Genomic DNA, 12,534 nt, shown 5'->3' with positions numbered 1-12,534 from the left:
GCTAGCCGACTTTCTCGACGAAGACGCGGATGGTGCCGCCGCAGGACAGCCCGACATTCCAGGCAGTCTCGTCGGCAACGCCAAACTCCAGCATCCTGGGCTTGCCGCTCTGGATCACATCCATGGCCTCGGTGACCACGGCGCCCTCGACGCAGCCGCCGGAGACGGACCCCAGGAACGTGCCCTCGTCGTTGATGACGAGGCTCGAGCCCGCCGGACGCGGGGCCGAGCCCCAGGTCTCCACCACGGTGGCGAGCGCGACGCCACGGCCGGCCTTCTGCCAGTCCTCCGCCGCTTTCAGAATATCCTCGTCGCGATCGAGCATGGCTACCTCTCAGGCTGCGGAGCGGATCAGGCTGCGGTGATGCGGCGGCAGCGGCCGGGAGAGCGTGGTGATCAGCTCCTGGATCGAACTCAAATTATGTACGGGGCGGAATTCGTCAACGTGCGGCAACATCATTTTGATGCCTTGGGCCTTGGCCTCGAAGCCCCCGAACCGCAGCAGCGGGTTGAGCCAGATCAGCCGCCGGCAGGAGCGGTGCAGCCGGTCCATCTCGAAGGCGAGCTTGGAATCGGCCTCCCGCTCGAGCCCGTCGGAGATCAGCAGCACGATGGCGCCCTGGCTCAGCACACGCCGCGCCCACAATTTGTTGAAATTGTGCAGCGAGGCCGATATCCGCGTGCCGCCGGCCCAGTCCTCGACCGAGGCCGAGCAGCTCGCCAGCGCCTCATCGGGGTCGCGCTGGCGCAGCGCCCGGGTCACGTTGGTGAGGCGGGTGCCGAACAGGAACACCGAGACACGTTTTCGCGCGTCCCCTATGGCATGCAGGAAATGCAGGAACAGGCGGGTGTATTCGCTCATCGAACCCGAGATATCGAGCAGCGCGACGATCGGCGCCGGTTTCTCGATCCGCCCGAGGTGATGGATGTCGATGATGTCGCCGCCGGTGCGCAATGAGGCGCGCAGCGTGCGGCGGAGATCGAGGCGCAAGCCGCGGGGATCGGGCCGGTGCCGGCGCGTCAGAAGCTCGGACTGCGGCAACCGCATCCGCTCGACGGCGCGGAGCGCTTCGGTGATCTCAGCCGCGCTCATCTGCGCAAAATCCTTCTTCTGAAGGATTTCCCTGTCCGAGACCGACAGGCGCAAATCCTGCTCCTGGTGCTGCGGCGTCTCCGTCATGCGCGGCTGCGACATCGCCTCCTGCACACGGCGCGAGCCGGCCTGCGGCTTCTTCTTGGCCTGCTCCGGCAACGGCACCGAATCCAGCATGTGCTTCCACTCTTCCGATGCGCGGAAGAACAGGTCGAAGGCCTGTTTGAAGATCAGCGCATGCTCGTGGCGCTTGACGAAGATCGCCTCCAGCGTGGTGAAGACGTCGGCGCGGTTGCCGATGTCGATCACCTGGAGCGCGCTCATGGCATCGATGACCGCACCCGGCCCGACCGGCATGCCCGCCGAACGCAGCGCGCGGGCGAAGCCGACGATGTTGTCGGCGAATTGCTCGGTTTGCTCAGGCGCAAGGTGGTTGATGGCCATGGTCTCGTATCCATCCCCTCGTCATTCCCGGGCGCGCCCTCTTGGCGCGAGCCGGAAGCCATCATCCACCAACTCTGCGGCGCGATGGATTCTCAGATGCGCAATTGCGCATCAAAGCTCGAGGCCACGCGCGCCCCGGAATGACAACCTCAATTCTCGCTCGTCACTTCCTTCAGCACCTTCTGCAAGGTGTCGCCCTGCATCCGCGTGATGTCGTCCTGGTACTTGAGCAGCGCGCCCAGCGTGTCGCCGACCACTTGCGGGGTCAGCGATCGGGCGTCGAGCTCGGACAAAGCGGTCGCCCAGTCGATGGTCTCTGCGACGCCCGGCGACTTGTAGAAATCCTGATTGCGCAGCGCCTGGACGAAGCGCACGACCTGCTGCGACAGTTTTGCGGAGATGCCCGGCACGCGCGACTTGACGATCGCGAGCTCGCGATCGGCGGCGGGATAATCGACCCAATGATAGAGACAGCGCCGCTTCAGCGCGTCGTGGATTTCGCGGGTGCGGTTGGAGGTGATGATGACGATCGGCGGGCTCGGCGCCTTCACGGTGCCGAATTCGGGGATCGTCACCTGGAAGTCGCTGAGGATTTCGAGCAGATACGCCTCGAACGCCTCGTCGGCGCGGTCGAGCTCGTCGATCAGCAGCACCGGCGGCCCGGCGACGTCGGGCGCGAGCGCCTGGAGCAGCGGCCGCTTGATCATGTAGCGATCGGCGAAGATGTCGGACGACAATTGATCGCGATCGGTGTCGCCGGCGGCCTCGGCCATCCGGATCGCGATCATCTGCGCGGCGCTATTCCACTCGTACACCGCCGAGGAGACGTCGAGGCCTTCGTAGCACTGCAGGCGAATCAGCTTCCGCCCCAATGCCGCCGAGAGCACTTTGGCGATCTCGGTCTTGCCGACGCCGGCCTCGCCTTCCAGAAACAGCGGCCGGCCCATGCGCAGCGACAGATAGGTCACCGTGGCCAGCGATCGCTCGGCGAGATAGCCGCGCGACGTCAGGAGTTCGAGCATCGCATCGACCGATGCCGGCAGGGCACCGGACGTATTGGCCGCTGAGGTCATGAAAAAGCCAGTCTCGCTACGCCCTCACCGGGGACAAGTTTGGGCCGAGGCGTGAGGATCACTCACTCCTTGGCGTTGGCGGCGTCGAGGGCACGCCGCGTCAGCACGCCGATGAGGTGCGCGCGGTATTCGGCGCTGCCATGGATGTCGCTGTTGAGGCCGTCCGCCGGCACCTCGATGCCATCAAGCGCCTTCGCGGCGAAGCGCTTCTTCAGGGCTTCCTCGAACGCGGCGACACGGAACACGCCTTCGGAGCCGGCGCCGGTGACCGCGACCCGCACGTCGGAGGGACGCCGCGCCACGAACACGCCGACCAGCGCGTAACGCGAGGCCTGGTTGCGGAATTTGATATAGGCCGCCTTCTTCGGCAGCGGGAACATCACCTTGGTGATGATCTCGTCGGCCTCGAGCGCCGTCGTGAACAGGCCCTGGAAATACTCTTCCGCCTTGAGGCGGCGCTTGTTGGTGACGATGGTGGCGCCGAGCGCAAGCACGGCGGCCGGATAGTCCGCGGTCGGATCGTTGTTGGCGAGCGAGCCGCCGATCGTGCCCTTGTGGCGCACGGCGGGATCGCCGATCTGGCTGGCAAGGTTCGCGAGCGCCGGGATCGCCTCGCCGACGATGGCGGAGCTTGCGACCTCAGCATGCCTGGCGGTGGCACCGATCACGAGCGCGCGGCCCTTCATCTCGATCGTGTTGAGCCCCTCGATATGGGAGAGGTCGACCAGATGCGGCGGGCTGGCGAGGCGCTGCTTCATGACGGGAATCAGCGTGTGACCGCCGGCGATCACCTTGGCGTCTTCGTTCTTCACCAGGAGGTTGGCGGCCTGCCGAACGGTGCCGGGGCGATGGTATTTGAAATCGTACATCTGAATGTCCTGATCGCAGAGTGCGCGCGGTTTACGCGAGATCGGATTTCGCCATCGCCTTGGCGCCGGCGGAGATCGAGGTGACGATGTTCTGGTAGCCGGTGCAGCGGCAGAGATTGCCTTCCAGCTCCTCGCGGATGGTGTGATCGTCGACCTCGTTGCCCTTGCGATGGACGATGTCGATCGCGGTCATGATCATGCCGGGCGTGCAGAAGCCGCACTGCAGGCCATGGTGCTCGCGGAAGGCCTCCTGCATCGGATGCAGCGGCGCGCCGTCGGCGGCCAGTCCCTCGATCGTCTTGACCTCGTGGCCATCGGCCATCACGGCGAGCGTGGTGCAGGACTTCACGGCCTTGCCGTCCAGATGCACGACGCAGGCGCCGCACTGCGAGGTGTCGCAGCCGACATGGGTGCCGGTGAGCCGCAGATTCTCGCGCAGGAACTGCACCAGCAGGGTGCGGGGATCGACATTGGCCGTGACAGGATTGCCGTTCACGATGAGGGAGATTTTTGCCATAAGCACTCTCTATCAGCGCCCCAACGGGTCCCGTCGAAGCGGTTCTTATAATTATTCCAACCCATCATATGGGCCATTATGCCCCGGGGCAACATCACCCGGAACGCAAGGCGCCATGCCGAAAGGCGCAATGCTCAAGGTATTGGCCTTCAGCCCTGTACCGCCTTGGCGAAGTTCGCGAAAAATTCGTCGGCCAGTTTCTTGGCGGCGCCGTTGATCAGGCGCTGGCCGAGCTGCGCCAACTTGCCGCCGATCTGCGCCTCGACCTCGTAGGACAAAAGCGTGCCGCCGTCCTTCTCCGCAAGCTTGACCACGGCACCACCCTTGGCGAAGCCGGCCACCCCGCCCTCGCCTTCACCGGAGATCTTGTAGCCGTTCGGCGGGTCGAGATCGGAGAGCGTGACCTTGCCCTTGAAGCGCGCCGACACCGGGCCGACCTTCATTTTCGCAGTCGCACGAAAGCCGCCATCTTCGGTCTTCTCCAGCTCCTCGCAGCCGGGGATGCAGGCCTTCAGCACCTCGGCATCGTTGAGCTTGGCCCACACGGCCTCGCGCGGCGCCGCAAGCTGGACTTCGCCGTTCATCGTCATGGCCATGGGTGCCTCCCGGGATATCGAACTTGGATCGCGCAACTATAGTGCTGCTCAAGTAACGCAGGGAGGCGGCAAAAGAAAGGGTGCGCCTCGGTCACGTGCAATGCATATTCGCAACTGCAAAAAGCTTGCGCCGATGGTTTGGGATTGGCACGGGCGGGCCATGGTGGTTAGGTCCCGCACAATATGAGCACATCCCTCTCCCCCCTGCTCGCGCCGATGCTGTCGAGCGTGGCCATGCGCGCGGTCTGCGACGACCGGTCGACCCTCCAGAACATGCTCGATTTCGAGGCAGCCCTGGCCCGAGCCGAGGCGGCCACGGGTGTGATTCCCGCCTCCGCGGTGGGCCCGATCGAAGCCGCGTGCAGGGCCGATACCTTTGACATGGCTGCGCTGGCCGAGGCCGCGACGCGATCCGGCAATCTCGCGATCCCCCTGGTCAAGATGCTGACCGCCAATGTCGGCAGGGCCGACGCAGAGGCCGCCCGCTACGTGCATTGGGGCGCCACCAGCCAGGACGTCATCGACAGTGCGACGATGCTCACGCTTCGCGCCGGCATCGATGCGTTGGACGCCGATCTCAGCCGCGCCATCAAGGGCTTTGCCGCGCTGGCACGAGCCCACCGCAACACGGCAATGGTGGCGCGAACCTGGCTCCAGCACGCCCTGCCGATGCCGTTCGGGCTGAAGGCCGCCGAATACGCCGCAAGCCTTGCCCGCGCCCGCTGCCGCCTGCGGCGGCTCTCCCGCGAGGGCCTCGCACTGCAATTCGGCGGCGCGGCCGGCACGCTCGCGGCACTTGGCGACAAGGGGCTCGTCGTTTCCGAACGGCTGGCGCAGGAGCTGAACCTGCCGCTGCCGGAAGCGCCCTGGCACACCCATCGCGACCGCATCGCGGAGGCTGCTTCGAGCTTGGCGATTCTCGCCGGCAGCTGCGGCAAGATCGCGCGCGACGTCTCGCTGCTGATGCAGACCGACGTCGCCGAGGCGTTCGAGCCCGCCGGGGAAGGCCGCGGCGGCTCCTCGACCATGCCGCACAAGCGCAACCCGGTGGCCGCTGCGAGCGCACTGGGCTGCGCGACCATGGCCCCCCATCTCGCCGCGACGATCTTTGCCGCCCAGGTGCAGGACCACGAGCGCAGCGCCGGGCCCTGGCATGCGGAATGGCCGACACTGCCGCAACTGATGCTGGTCACCTCGGGCGCGCTCGCGGCGATCGTCGATATCGCCGAAGGACTCGATGTCGATGCGGCGCGCATGCGCAGCAATCTCGATGCGACCCACGGCCTGATCATGGCGGAAGCGGTCACCTTTGCGCTGGCCGAGACGATCGGCAAGAGCGATGCGCATCATCTCGTCGAAGCCGCGAGCAAGCGCGCGGTCGCCGAGAAGAAGCATCTGCGCGAGGTGCTGTCGGCTGATTCGCAGGTCACCGCGCATCTTTCACCGGAAAAAATTGCGGTATTGTTCGATCCGATGGCCTATCAAGGGGCTTCCCAAACCCTGATCGACCGCCTGCTCGACAGCCTCGAGCGCGACTAATTGATTGAGCATGATCTTTTCGGAAAGCCGCTGCACACTTTTCCGGATCATGCTCCAGAACGGAGACGCCGCATGCCCATGATCGATGCCGATGGTTGCCTGATCAACGTCTCCGTCGAGGGCCGCGACGGCGGGCCGACGCTGATGCTGTCGAACTCGCTCGGCTGCACGCTGCAGATGTGGGAGCCGCAGATGAAGGCGCTGACGCAGGTGTTCCGCGTCATCCGCTACGACCGCCGCGGCCACGGCAAGTCCAACGTTCCGCCCGGCCCCTATACGATGGAACGCTTCGGCCGCGACGTGCTGGCGATCCTCGACGACCTCAATATCGAGAAAGTGAACTGGTGCGGCCTGTCGATGGGCGGCATGGTCGGGCAATGGCTGGGCGCGAACGCGCCGGAGCGCTTCGGCAAGCTCATCCTCGCCAACACCTCCTGCTACTACGCCGAGCCGACCAAATGGCTCGAGCGCATCGACGCCGTGAAGAAGGGCGGCATCGCCGCCGTCGCCGATGCCGTTATTGCCGGCTGGCTCACCCAAGATTTCCGCGAGCGCGCGCCCGACGTCACCGCCAGGATGAAGGCGATGCTGCTGGCCTCGCCGGTCGAAGGTTATCTCGCCTGCTGCGAGGCGCTGTCGACGCTCGACCAGCGCGCGCTGCTGCCGAAGATCAAAAGCCCGACGCTGGTGATCGCCGGCCGCCACGACATGGCGACGCCGATTTCGGCGGGCGAATTGATCCGCTCAAACATTCCCGGCGCAAGCATGACCATCATCGACGCCGCCCACATTTCCAATGTCGAACAGCCGCACGCCTTCACCGACGCGGTGGTGGGCTTTTTGACGCAGCGCTGATCGCGCCATCGTCATTCCGGGGCGATGCGAAGCATCGAGCCCGGAATCTCGATCCGCATTTCACCCACTTCGAGATTCCGGGTTCGCCTCTCCGAGGCGCCCCGGAATGACTGATCCGGAGGAAACACAATGGACGACCAGAAACGCCGCGATGCCGGCATGAACGTGCGCCGAAAAGTGCTCGGCAATGCCTGGGTCGACAAGTCGATCGCGGGCCGCAATGCATTCAACACCGATTTCCAGGACATGATCACGCGCTACGCCTGGGGCGAGATCTGGACGCGGCCGCATTTCGACGAGCGCACGCGGCGGGTGCTGGTGATCGGCACCATGGTTGCGCTTAGCCAATGGGACGAATTCCGCCTGCATGTGCGCGCGGCGCTCGCCGAGGGCGGCTTCACGCCCGACGACATCAAGGAAATCCTGTTGCAGCAGGCGATCTATTGCGGCGTTCCGGCGGCGAACCACGCCGTCAAGGAAGCCTCAGCGATTGTGCAGGAGCTCGGCCTGCTCAAGACCTAGCGGCGGGGTGGCCTCGACGGTCTTCTGAACGATCTTGGGCGCCGCCTCGGGCCGTTCGATCACCACCACGATGGCGGCACCGAGCAACAGCAGGAGCTCGGTGGCGTGCAGCCGCAGCGCAGCCATCTCGCCGACCTTCGAAGCCATGATCATGCTCGCAAACGAGATCAGGCTGCCGATCGCAAGCGCGATGCCGAGCGCTTCGTCGCTGCCGCCGGTCTTGCGGATGCGGGGGATGCAGAGCAGCGCAAGGTAGATCGCAAAGAACGCCACCACGGTCAGTCGTCCCAGTGCCAGAAGCCAGGCGGCGCGCACCGTGTCCATCCCCGCCATCTGGAGATGGTCGCTGAGGAAGAGAGCCACCGCGACGCTCGGCCGCTCATAGAGGCCGTGCACCGGCGCCACCATGATGTTGAAGGCAACGAGGGTCCAGGCCGGGATGAAATAGGCCGCCAGAAGCGCGCCGTTGACCGAACCGATCCGCCAATTTCCGAACATGCCGCTTCCCGCTTCGCCTGGACCGCGCCTTCGATGGAAGGCTTTGCCGGGAGCTAACTCGCATCAGACTGTGGCGGCAATTTAAACCCTTTGTTTACCTTAACTGCCCCGATGGACCGCGCACCAACGAAAAGGCCCCGCCTTCCGGCGGGGCCTTTCGTCACTCCTGGGTTCCCAACTCCTGGGCTCCCAAACTACTCGTTGTCCTGACCGCGCTGGCCGCCCTGTTGCTGGCCGGGACGATCGCCCTGGCGCATCGGATCATTCTGCTGCTGCTGGCCGGGTTTCTGACCACCGCCCTGCTGCTGCCCTGGCTGCCGATCGGGGCGCTGCTGGCCGGGATTCTGACTCTGCTGACCCGGATTCTGGTTTTGCTGCTTCGTCATTCGGGGAAACTCCCTTGTTGGACGTCAGGGTCGAGATAACGACTGGCATCCACTTTGGTTGCCTCGCGGAACCGGTTCCGCCCATTGCGGGGGGAACCGGAGCGCCAAATGATCTCTGTAAAAGCCTTTGTGCGGAGGTGGGGCCGGTTGCAGCCGCCAGTTCCCTCCTGTTACAAAACCAGAATGCTTAAGGGCTGCCGGGGCCCGAGAAGAAACCAGCACTCTCTCTCGAAGAGCTCCCTTTGAGCCGCGTCAGATTTGGGTACGGCAGCCTATGGATTATTTCGCCCAGCAGCTCATCAACGGCCTCGTGCTCGGCTCGATCTACGGGCTGATCGCGATCGGCTACACGATGGTCTACGGCATCGTCGGCATGATCAACTTCGCCCATGGCGATGTCTTCATGATCGGGGGCTTCATCGCGCTGATCACCTTCCTGCTCCTGGTCTCGACCGGCCTGACTGCGGTCCCGGTGATCCTTTTGATCGTGATCCTGGTCTCGATGGCGATCACCGCCCTGTATGGCTGGACCATCGAGCGCATTGCCTACCGTCCGCTGCGCCACTCCTTCCGCCTCGCCCCGATGCTGTCGGCGATCGGCATGTCGTTTGTGCTGACCAACTATTCGCAGGTGGCGCAAGGCGCGCGGGTGAAGCCAGTGCCGCCAGTGATCACCGGCGGCTATACGCTGCACGAGAGCGCCGATGGCTTCGTCATCCAGCTCTCCAACATCCAGATCGTGGTGGTCGTCACCACCATCGTGCTGCTGGCGATCTTCACCTGGCTGGTGTCGCGCACCCGGCTCGGGCGCGACATGCGCGCCTGCGAGCAGGACCAGACCATGGCGGCGCTGCTCGGCGTCAACGTCGACCGCACCATCTCCATGACCTTCGTGATCGGCGCCGCGCTCGCCGCAGTGGCCGGCCTGATGTACCTGCTCTATTACGGCCTGGTCGATTTCTTCATGGGCTTCGTCGCCGGCATCAAGGCGTTCACCGCGGCCGTGCTCGGCGGCATCGGCTCGCTGCCCGGCGCGATGCTCGGGGGGCTCGCGATCGGGCTGATCGAGACGTTCTGGTCGGCCTATTTCTCTGTCGAGTACAAGGACGTTGCCGCGTTCTCGATCCTGATCGTCGTGCTGATCTTCATGCCGACCGGCCTGCTCGGCCGCCCCGAAGTCGAAAAAGTCTGACGGGACGCGCGCGTGAAAACTCCCTCGATCAATACGGCCAAAGCTGCATCGGGCATCCCCGCTCTCCTGAAGACCGCCGGCTTCAACGCGCTGATCGCGCTGGTGCTGTTCTCGCTGATGGTCGGCGTCCGCACCGAAGCCGGCTCCGACGGCCAGCTCACCTATTGGACGCGCTTCGGCGAGGTCGCCTCCCTCGTCGCAGCGGTATTCGGCGGCTCGATCGTGATCGAGCTGCTCAAGCAATGGATCGGCCCGACCGGCGCCGAGAAGCTGGTGCCGCCGGCGGTGCAGAGCGGAATGTCGTTCCTCGGCCGCTATCTCGCGCCGGCGCTCCTGATCTTCACGCTGCTGGTGCCCGTGATCTTCTACGACCAGCGCTACATCCTCGATCTCGCCATCCTCGTGCTCACCTATGTGATGCTGGGCTGGGGGCTGAACGTCGTGGTCGGGCTGGCTGGCCTGCTCGATCTCGGCTACGTCGCCTTCTATGCGGTCGGCGCCTATTCCTACGCGCTGCTCGCCACCAATTTCGGCTGGTCATTCTGGATCTGCCTGCCGCTAGCGGGCGTGCTCGCCGCATTCTGGGGCGTGCTGCTCGGCTTTCCCGTGCTGCGCCTGCGCGGCGACTACCTCGCCATCGTGACGCTCGCCTTCGGCGAAATCATCCGCCTCGTCATCATCAATTGGCAGGATCTGACCGGCGGCCCCAACGGCGTCTCCAGCATTCCCCGCCCCTCCTTCTTCGGCATCCCGCTCGACAACAGCGACAACGGGCTCGCCGCCAGGCTCGGTATCGAATATTCGCCGACCCACCGCATCGTCTTCCTGTTCTACCTGATCCTGGCGCTCGCACTGCTCACCAACTGGGTGACGATCCGACTGCGCCGCCTGCCGATCGGCCGCGCCTGGGAAGCCCTGCGCGAGGACGAGGTCGCCTGCCGTGCGCTCGGCATCAACACCACGACCACCAAGCTCACGGCATTCGCTACCGGTGCGATGTTCGGCGGCTTTGCCGGCGCGTTCTTCGCGACCCGCCAGGGCTTCATCAGCCCGGAATCCTTCACCTTCCAGGAATCGGCGCTGGTGCTCGCCATCGTCGTGCTCGGCGGCATGGGCTCGCAGCTCGGCGTGGCGCTCTCCGCGCTCGCCATGATCGGCGGCTTCGAGCTGTTCCGGAGCCTCGAGGGCTATCGCATGCTGGTGTTCGGCATGGCCATGGTGCTGATCATGATCTGGCGGCCGCGCGGCCTGATCGGCCATCGCGCGCCGACCGTGTATCTGACCAAGGCACACGCGATCTCCTCCGACCTCGTCAAGGAGGGGCACGGATGAGCCGCGACCAGATTCTCGAGGTCGACCGGCTCACCATGCGCTTCGGCGGCATCGTCGCGGTGCAGGACTTGTCGTTTGCTGCCGAGCGGAAGAAGATCACCGCGCTTATCGGGCCCAACGGCGCCGGCAAGACGACGGTCTTCAACTGCATCACCGGGTTCTACAAGCCGAGCGCCGGCGCCATCCGTCTCACCCATGACGACGGCAAGGTGATCGCGCTGGAGCGACTGAACGATTTCCGCATCGCCAAGCAGGCCAAGGTCGCCCGCACCTTCCAGAACATCCGCCTGTTTCCCGGCATGACCGCGCTGGAAAACCTGATGGTGGCGCAGCACAACGCGCTGATGCGCGCCTCCGGCTTCACCTTGCTCGGGCTCATTGGCGCGCCCGTCTACCGCGACGCCGAGAAGCGCGCGATCGATCTCGCCACCGACTGGCTCAAGCGGGTCAATTTGCTCGATCGCGCCGACGACGCCGCCGGTAATTTTGCCTATGGCGACCAGCGACGGCTCGAGATCGCACGCGCGATGTGCACCGAGCCTGCGCTATTGTGTCTGGACGAACCCGCAGCCGGCCTCAATGCGCGCGAGAGTGCCGCCCTGAGCGAACTGTTGCTGTCGATCCGCGACGAGCTCGGCACCTCGATCTTGCTGATCGAGCACGACATGTCTGTGGTGATGGAAATCTCCGACCACATCGTGGTGATGGACCATGGTGTGAAGATCGCGGAAGGCTCCCCACGCGAGGTACGCGACGATCCAAAGGTGATCGCCGCCTATCTCGGCACCGACGAGGAAGAGGCGGCGGCCGTGATGGAGAGCGGGTCGTGACGTCGCCTAACCCCCTGCTCGCGATCCGCAGCCTTCGCGCCGCCTACGGCAAGATCGAGGCGCTGAAGGGCGTCGACCTCGAGATCAATGCCGGCGAGATCGTGGCGCTGATCGGCGCCAACGGTGCCGGCAAGTCGACGCTGATGATGACGATCTTCGGCAAGCCGCGCGCCCGCGCCGGCCAGATTCTGTACGAAGGCCGCGACATCACCGAAGTGCCCACCCACGAGATCGCGCATTTGCGCATCGCGCAATCGCCGGAAGGCCGCCGCATCTTCCCGCGCATGAGCGTGGCGGAAAACCTCCAGATGGGGGCGGACGCCACCGAATGCACCGACGCCGAACGCGAGGAGACGCTACAACGCGTGTTTACGCTGTTTCCGCGGCTGAAGGAACGCTACGCCCAGCGCGGCGGAACCCTGTCCGGCGGCGAGCAGCAGATGCTGGCCATCGGCCGCGCCTTGATGAGCCGTCCTCGCCTGCTCCTGCTCGACGAGCCCTCGCTCGGTCTGGCGCCGCTGATCGCGCGCCAGATCTTCGATGCGATCCGCACTCTGAACCGGCAGGACGGCCTGACCGTGCTGATCGTCGAGCAGAACGCCAACCATGCGCTCAAGCTCGCCCATCGCGGCTATGTCATGGTCAATGGCCTGATCACGCTGGCCGGGACCGGCGCCGAGTTGTTGCAGCGCCCCGAGATTCGCGCTGCCTACCTGGAAGGCGGCCGGCACCGTTGAGGCCGCCCAAGAACGAACCCGGTGCCCCACGTGCGGCCGAATGTGGCGAGA

Annotated in this window: 15 protein-coding genes; 7 read left to right on the top strand and 8 right to left on the bottom strand. The window is 65.2% G+C overall.

Going from position 1 to position 12,534, the window contains the following annotated elements; genetic code table 11:
• Position 1: 1 nt before the first annotated feature.
• From JQ591_RS20025 to JQ591_RS20000, 6 genes are all read right to left on the bottom strand, one after another.
• Positions 2-325 carry an XdhC family protein gene (locus tag JQ591_RS20025; RefSeq protein ID WP_007602422.1) on the bottom strand — a complete coding sequence of 108 codons (324 nt, stop codon included), beginning with the start codon at positions 323-325 and terminating at the stop codon, positions 2-4.
• A 9-nt stretch (positions 326-334) separates the two neighbouring features.
• On the bottom strand, positions 335-1,537 hold the full coding sequence (locus tag JQ591_RS20020; RefSeq protein ID WP_211397724.1) for a vWA domain-containing protein: 1,203 nt from the start codon (positions 1,535-1,537) through the stop codon (positions 335-337).
• Positions 1,538-1,686: 149 nt separating this feature from the next.
• Positions 1,687-2,610: an AAA family ATPase gene (locus JQ591_RS20015; protein WP_211397723.1), complete on the bottom strand. Its 924-nt coding sequence runs from the start codon at positions 2,608-2,610 to the stop codon at positions 1,687-1,689.
• A 62-nt stretch (positions 2,611-2,672) separates the two neighbouring features.
• Entirely contained in the window at positions 2,673-3,479 is an 807-nt protein-coding gene (locus tag JQ591_RS20010; RefSeq protein ID WP_211397722.1) for an FAD binding domain-containing protein, read from the bottom strand.
• A 31-nt stretch (positions 3,480-3,510) separates the two neighbouring features.
• Positions 3,511-3,996 carry a (2Fe-2S)-binding protein gene (locus JQ591_RS20005; RefSeq protein WP_211397721.1) on the bottom strand — a complete coding sequence of 162 codons (486 nt, stop codon included), beginning with the start codon at positions 3,994-3,996 and terminating at the stop codon, positions 3,511-3,513.
• Between the two features lie 149 nt (positions 3,997-4,145).
• Positions 4,146-4,592 carry an SRPBCC family protein gene (locus JQ591_RS20000; protein WP_007602417.1) on the bottom strand — a complete coding sequence of 149 codons (447 nt, stop codon included), beginning with the start codon at positions 4,590-4,592 and terminating at the stop codon, positions 4,146-4,148.
• A gap of 183 nt (positions 4,593-4,775) precedes the next feature.
• Here JQ591_RS20000 and JQ591_RS19995 point away from each other — a divergent pair, with 183 nt between their 5' ends.
• The 3 genes from JQ591_RS19995 (at position 4,776) to JQ591_RS19985 (ending at position 7,508) form a co-directional block, all read left to right on the top strand.
• Positions 4,776-6,131 (top strand): 3-carboxy-cis,cis-muconate cycloisomerase, encoded by a 1,356-nt coding sequence (locus JQ591_RS19995; RefSeq protein WP_211397720.1) that lies wholly within the window; start codon positions 4,776-4,778, stop codon positions 6,129-6,131.
• Between the two features lie 72 nt (positions 6,132-6,203).
• Complete coding sequence (pcaD, locus tag JQ591_RS19990) at positions 6,204-6,986, top strand: 3-oxoadipate enol-lactonase (protein WP_211397719.1); 783 nt, start codon at positions 6,204-6,206, stop codon at positions 6,984-6,986.
• A 129-nt stretch (positions 6,987-7,115) separates the two neighbouring features.
• Positions 7,116-7,508, top strand: a complete 393-nt coding sequence (locus JQ591_RS19985; RefSeq protein WP_211397718.1) for a carboxymuconolactone decarboxylase family protein — start codon at positions 7,116-7,118, stop codon at positions 7,506-7,508.
• Here the strand turns inward: JQ591_RS19985 and JQ591_RS19980 are convergent.
• Entirely contained in the window at positions 7,470-8,006 is a 537-nt protein-coding gene (locus tag JQ591_RS19980) for a hypothetical protein (RefSeq protein ID WP_211397717.1), read from the bottom strand. The genes JQ591_RS19985 and JQ591_RS19980 overlap by 39 nt on opposite strands.
• 194 nt (positions 8,007-8,200) lie before the next feature.
• Positions 8,201-8,392, bottom strand: coding sequence for a hypothetical protein (locus JQ591_RS19975; protein WP_211397716.1), 192 nt, complete (start codon positions 8,390-8,392; stop codon positions 8,201-8,203).
• Positions 8,393-8,666: 274 nt separating this feature from the next.
• Between JQ591_RS19975 and JQ591_RS19970 the strand changes: the two genes are divergently transcribed.
• From JQ591_RS19970 to JQ591_RS19955, 4 genes are read left to right on the top strand one after another with little or no spacing between them, the layout of a single operon-like run.
• Positions 8,667-9,584 carry an ABC transporter permease subunit gene (locus tag JQ591_RS19970; RefSeq protein WP_211397715.1) on the top strand — a complete coding sequence of 306 codons (918 nt, stop codon included), beginning with the start codon at positions 8,667-8,669 and terminating at the stop codon, positions 9,582-9,584.
• A 12-nt stretch (positions 9,585-9,596) separates the two neighbouring features.
• Positions 9,597-10,916 (top strand): high-affinity branched-chain amino acid ABC transporter permease LivM, encoded by a 1,320-nt coding sequence (gene livM / locus JQ591_RS19965; RefSeq protein WP_211397714.1) that lies wholly within the window; start codon positions 9,597-9,599, stop codon positions 10,914-10,916.
• Entirely contained in the window at positions 10,913-11,746 is an 834-nt protein-coding gene (locus tag JQ591_RS19960; protein WP_211397713.1) for an ABC transporter ATP-binding protein, read from the top strand. The genes livM and JQ591_RS19960 overlap by 4 nt, the downstream gene beginning before the upstream one ends.
• Entirely contained in the window at positions 11,743-12,483 is a 741-nt protein-coding gene (locus JQ591_RS19955; RefSeq protein WP_211397712.1) for an ABC transporter ATP-binding protein, read from the top strand. Before JQ591_RS19960 ends, JQ591_RS19955 begins: the two co-directional genes overlap by 4 nt.
• Positions 12,484-12,534 lie beyond the last annotated feature (51 nt).

The organism is Bradyrhizobium canariense (assembly GCF_018130465.1).
Taxonomy (GTDB): Bacteria; Pseudomonadota; Alphaproteobacteria; order Rhizobiales; family Xanthobacteraceae; genus Bradyrhizobium; species Bradyrhizobium canariense_C.
The sequence above is the reverse complement of the archived record's forward strand: the minus strand, read 5'-3'. Positions and strand labels throughout refer to the sequence as shown.

Bases quoted from the DNA above. Each gene is read 5' to 3' on its own strand.
- JQ591_RS20025 (WP_007602422.1), bottom strand. From the start codon at position 325: ATGCTCGATCGCGACGAGGATATTCTGAAAGCGGCGGAGGACTGGCAG.
- JQ591_RS20020 (WP_211397724.1), bottom strand. From the start codon at position 1,537: ATGGCCATCAACCACCTTGCGCCTGAGCAAACCGAGCAATTCGCCGAC.
- JQ591_RS20015 (WP_211397723.1), bottom strand. From the start codon at position 2,610: ATGACCTCAGCGGCCAATACGTCCGGTGCCCTGCCGGCATCGGTCGAT.
- JQ591_RS20010 (WP_211397722.1), bottom strand. From the start codon at position 3,479: ATGTACGATTTCAAATACCATCGCCCCGGCACCGTTCGGCAGGCCGCC.
- JQ591_RS20005 (WP_211397721.1), bottom strand. From the start codon at position 3,996: ATGGCAAAAATCTCCCTCATCGTGAACGGCAATCCTGTCACGGCCAAT.
- JQ591_RS20000 (WP_007602417.1), bottom strand. From the start codon at position 4,592: ATGGCCATGACGATGAACGGCGAAGTCCAGCTTGCGGCGCCGCGCGAG.
- JQ591_RS19995 (WP_211397720.1), top strand. From the start codon at position 4,776: ATGAGCACATCCCTCTCCCCCCTGCTCGCGCCGATGCTGTCGAGCGTG.
- pcaD (WP_211397719.1), top strand. From the start codon at position 6,204: ATGCCCATGATCGATGCCGATGGTTGCCTGATCAACGTCTCCGTCGAG.
- JQ591_RS19985 (WP_211397718.1), top strand. From the start codon at position 7,116: ATGGACGACCAGAAACGCCGCGATGCCGGCATGAACGTGCGCCGAAAA.
- JQ591_RS19980 (WP_211397717.1), bottom strand. From the start codon at position 8,006: ATGTTCGGAAATTGGCGGATCGGTTCGGTCAACGGCGCGCTTCTGGCG.
- JQ591_RS19975 (WP_211397716.1), bottom strand. From the start codon at position 8,392: ATGACGAAGCAGCAAAACCAGAATCCGGGTCAGCAGAGTCAGAATCCC.
- JQ591_RS19970 (WP_211397715.1), top strand. From the start codon at position 8,667: ATGGATTATTTCGCCCAGCAGCTCATCAACGGCCTCGTGCTCGGCTCG.
- JQ591_RS19960 (WP_211397713.1), top strand. From the start codon at position 10,913: ATGAGCCGCGACCAGATTCTCGAGGTCGACCGGCTCACCATGCGCTTC.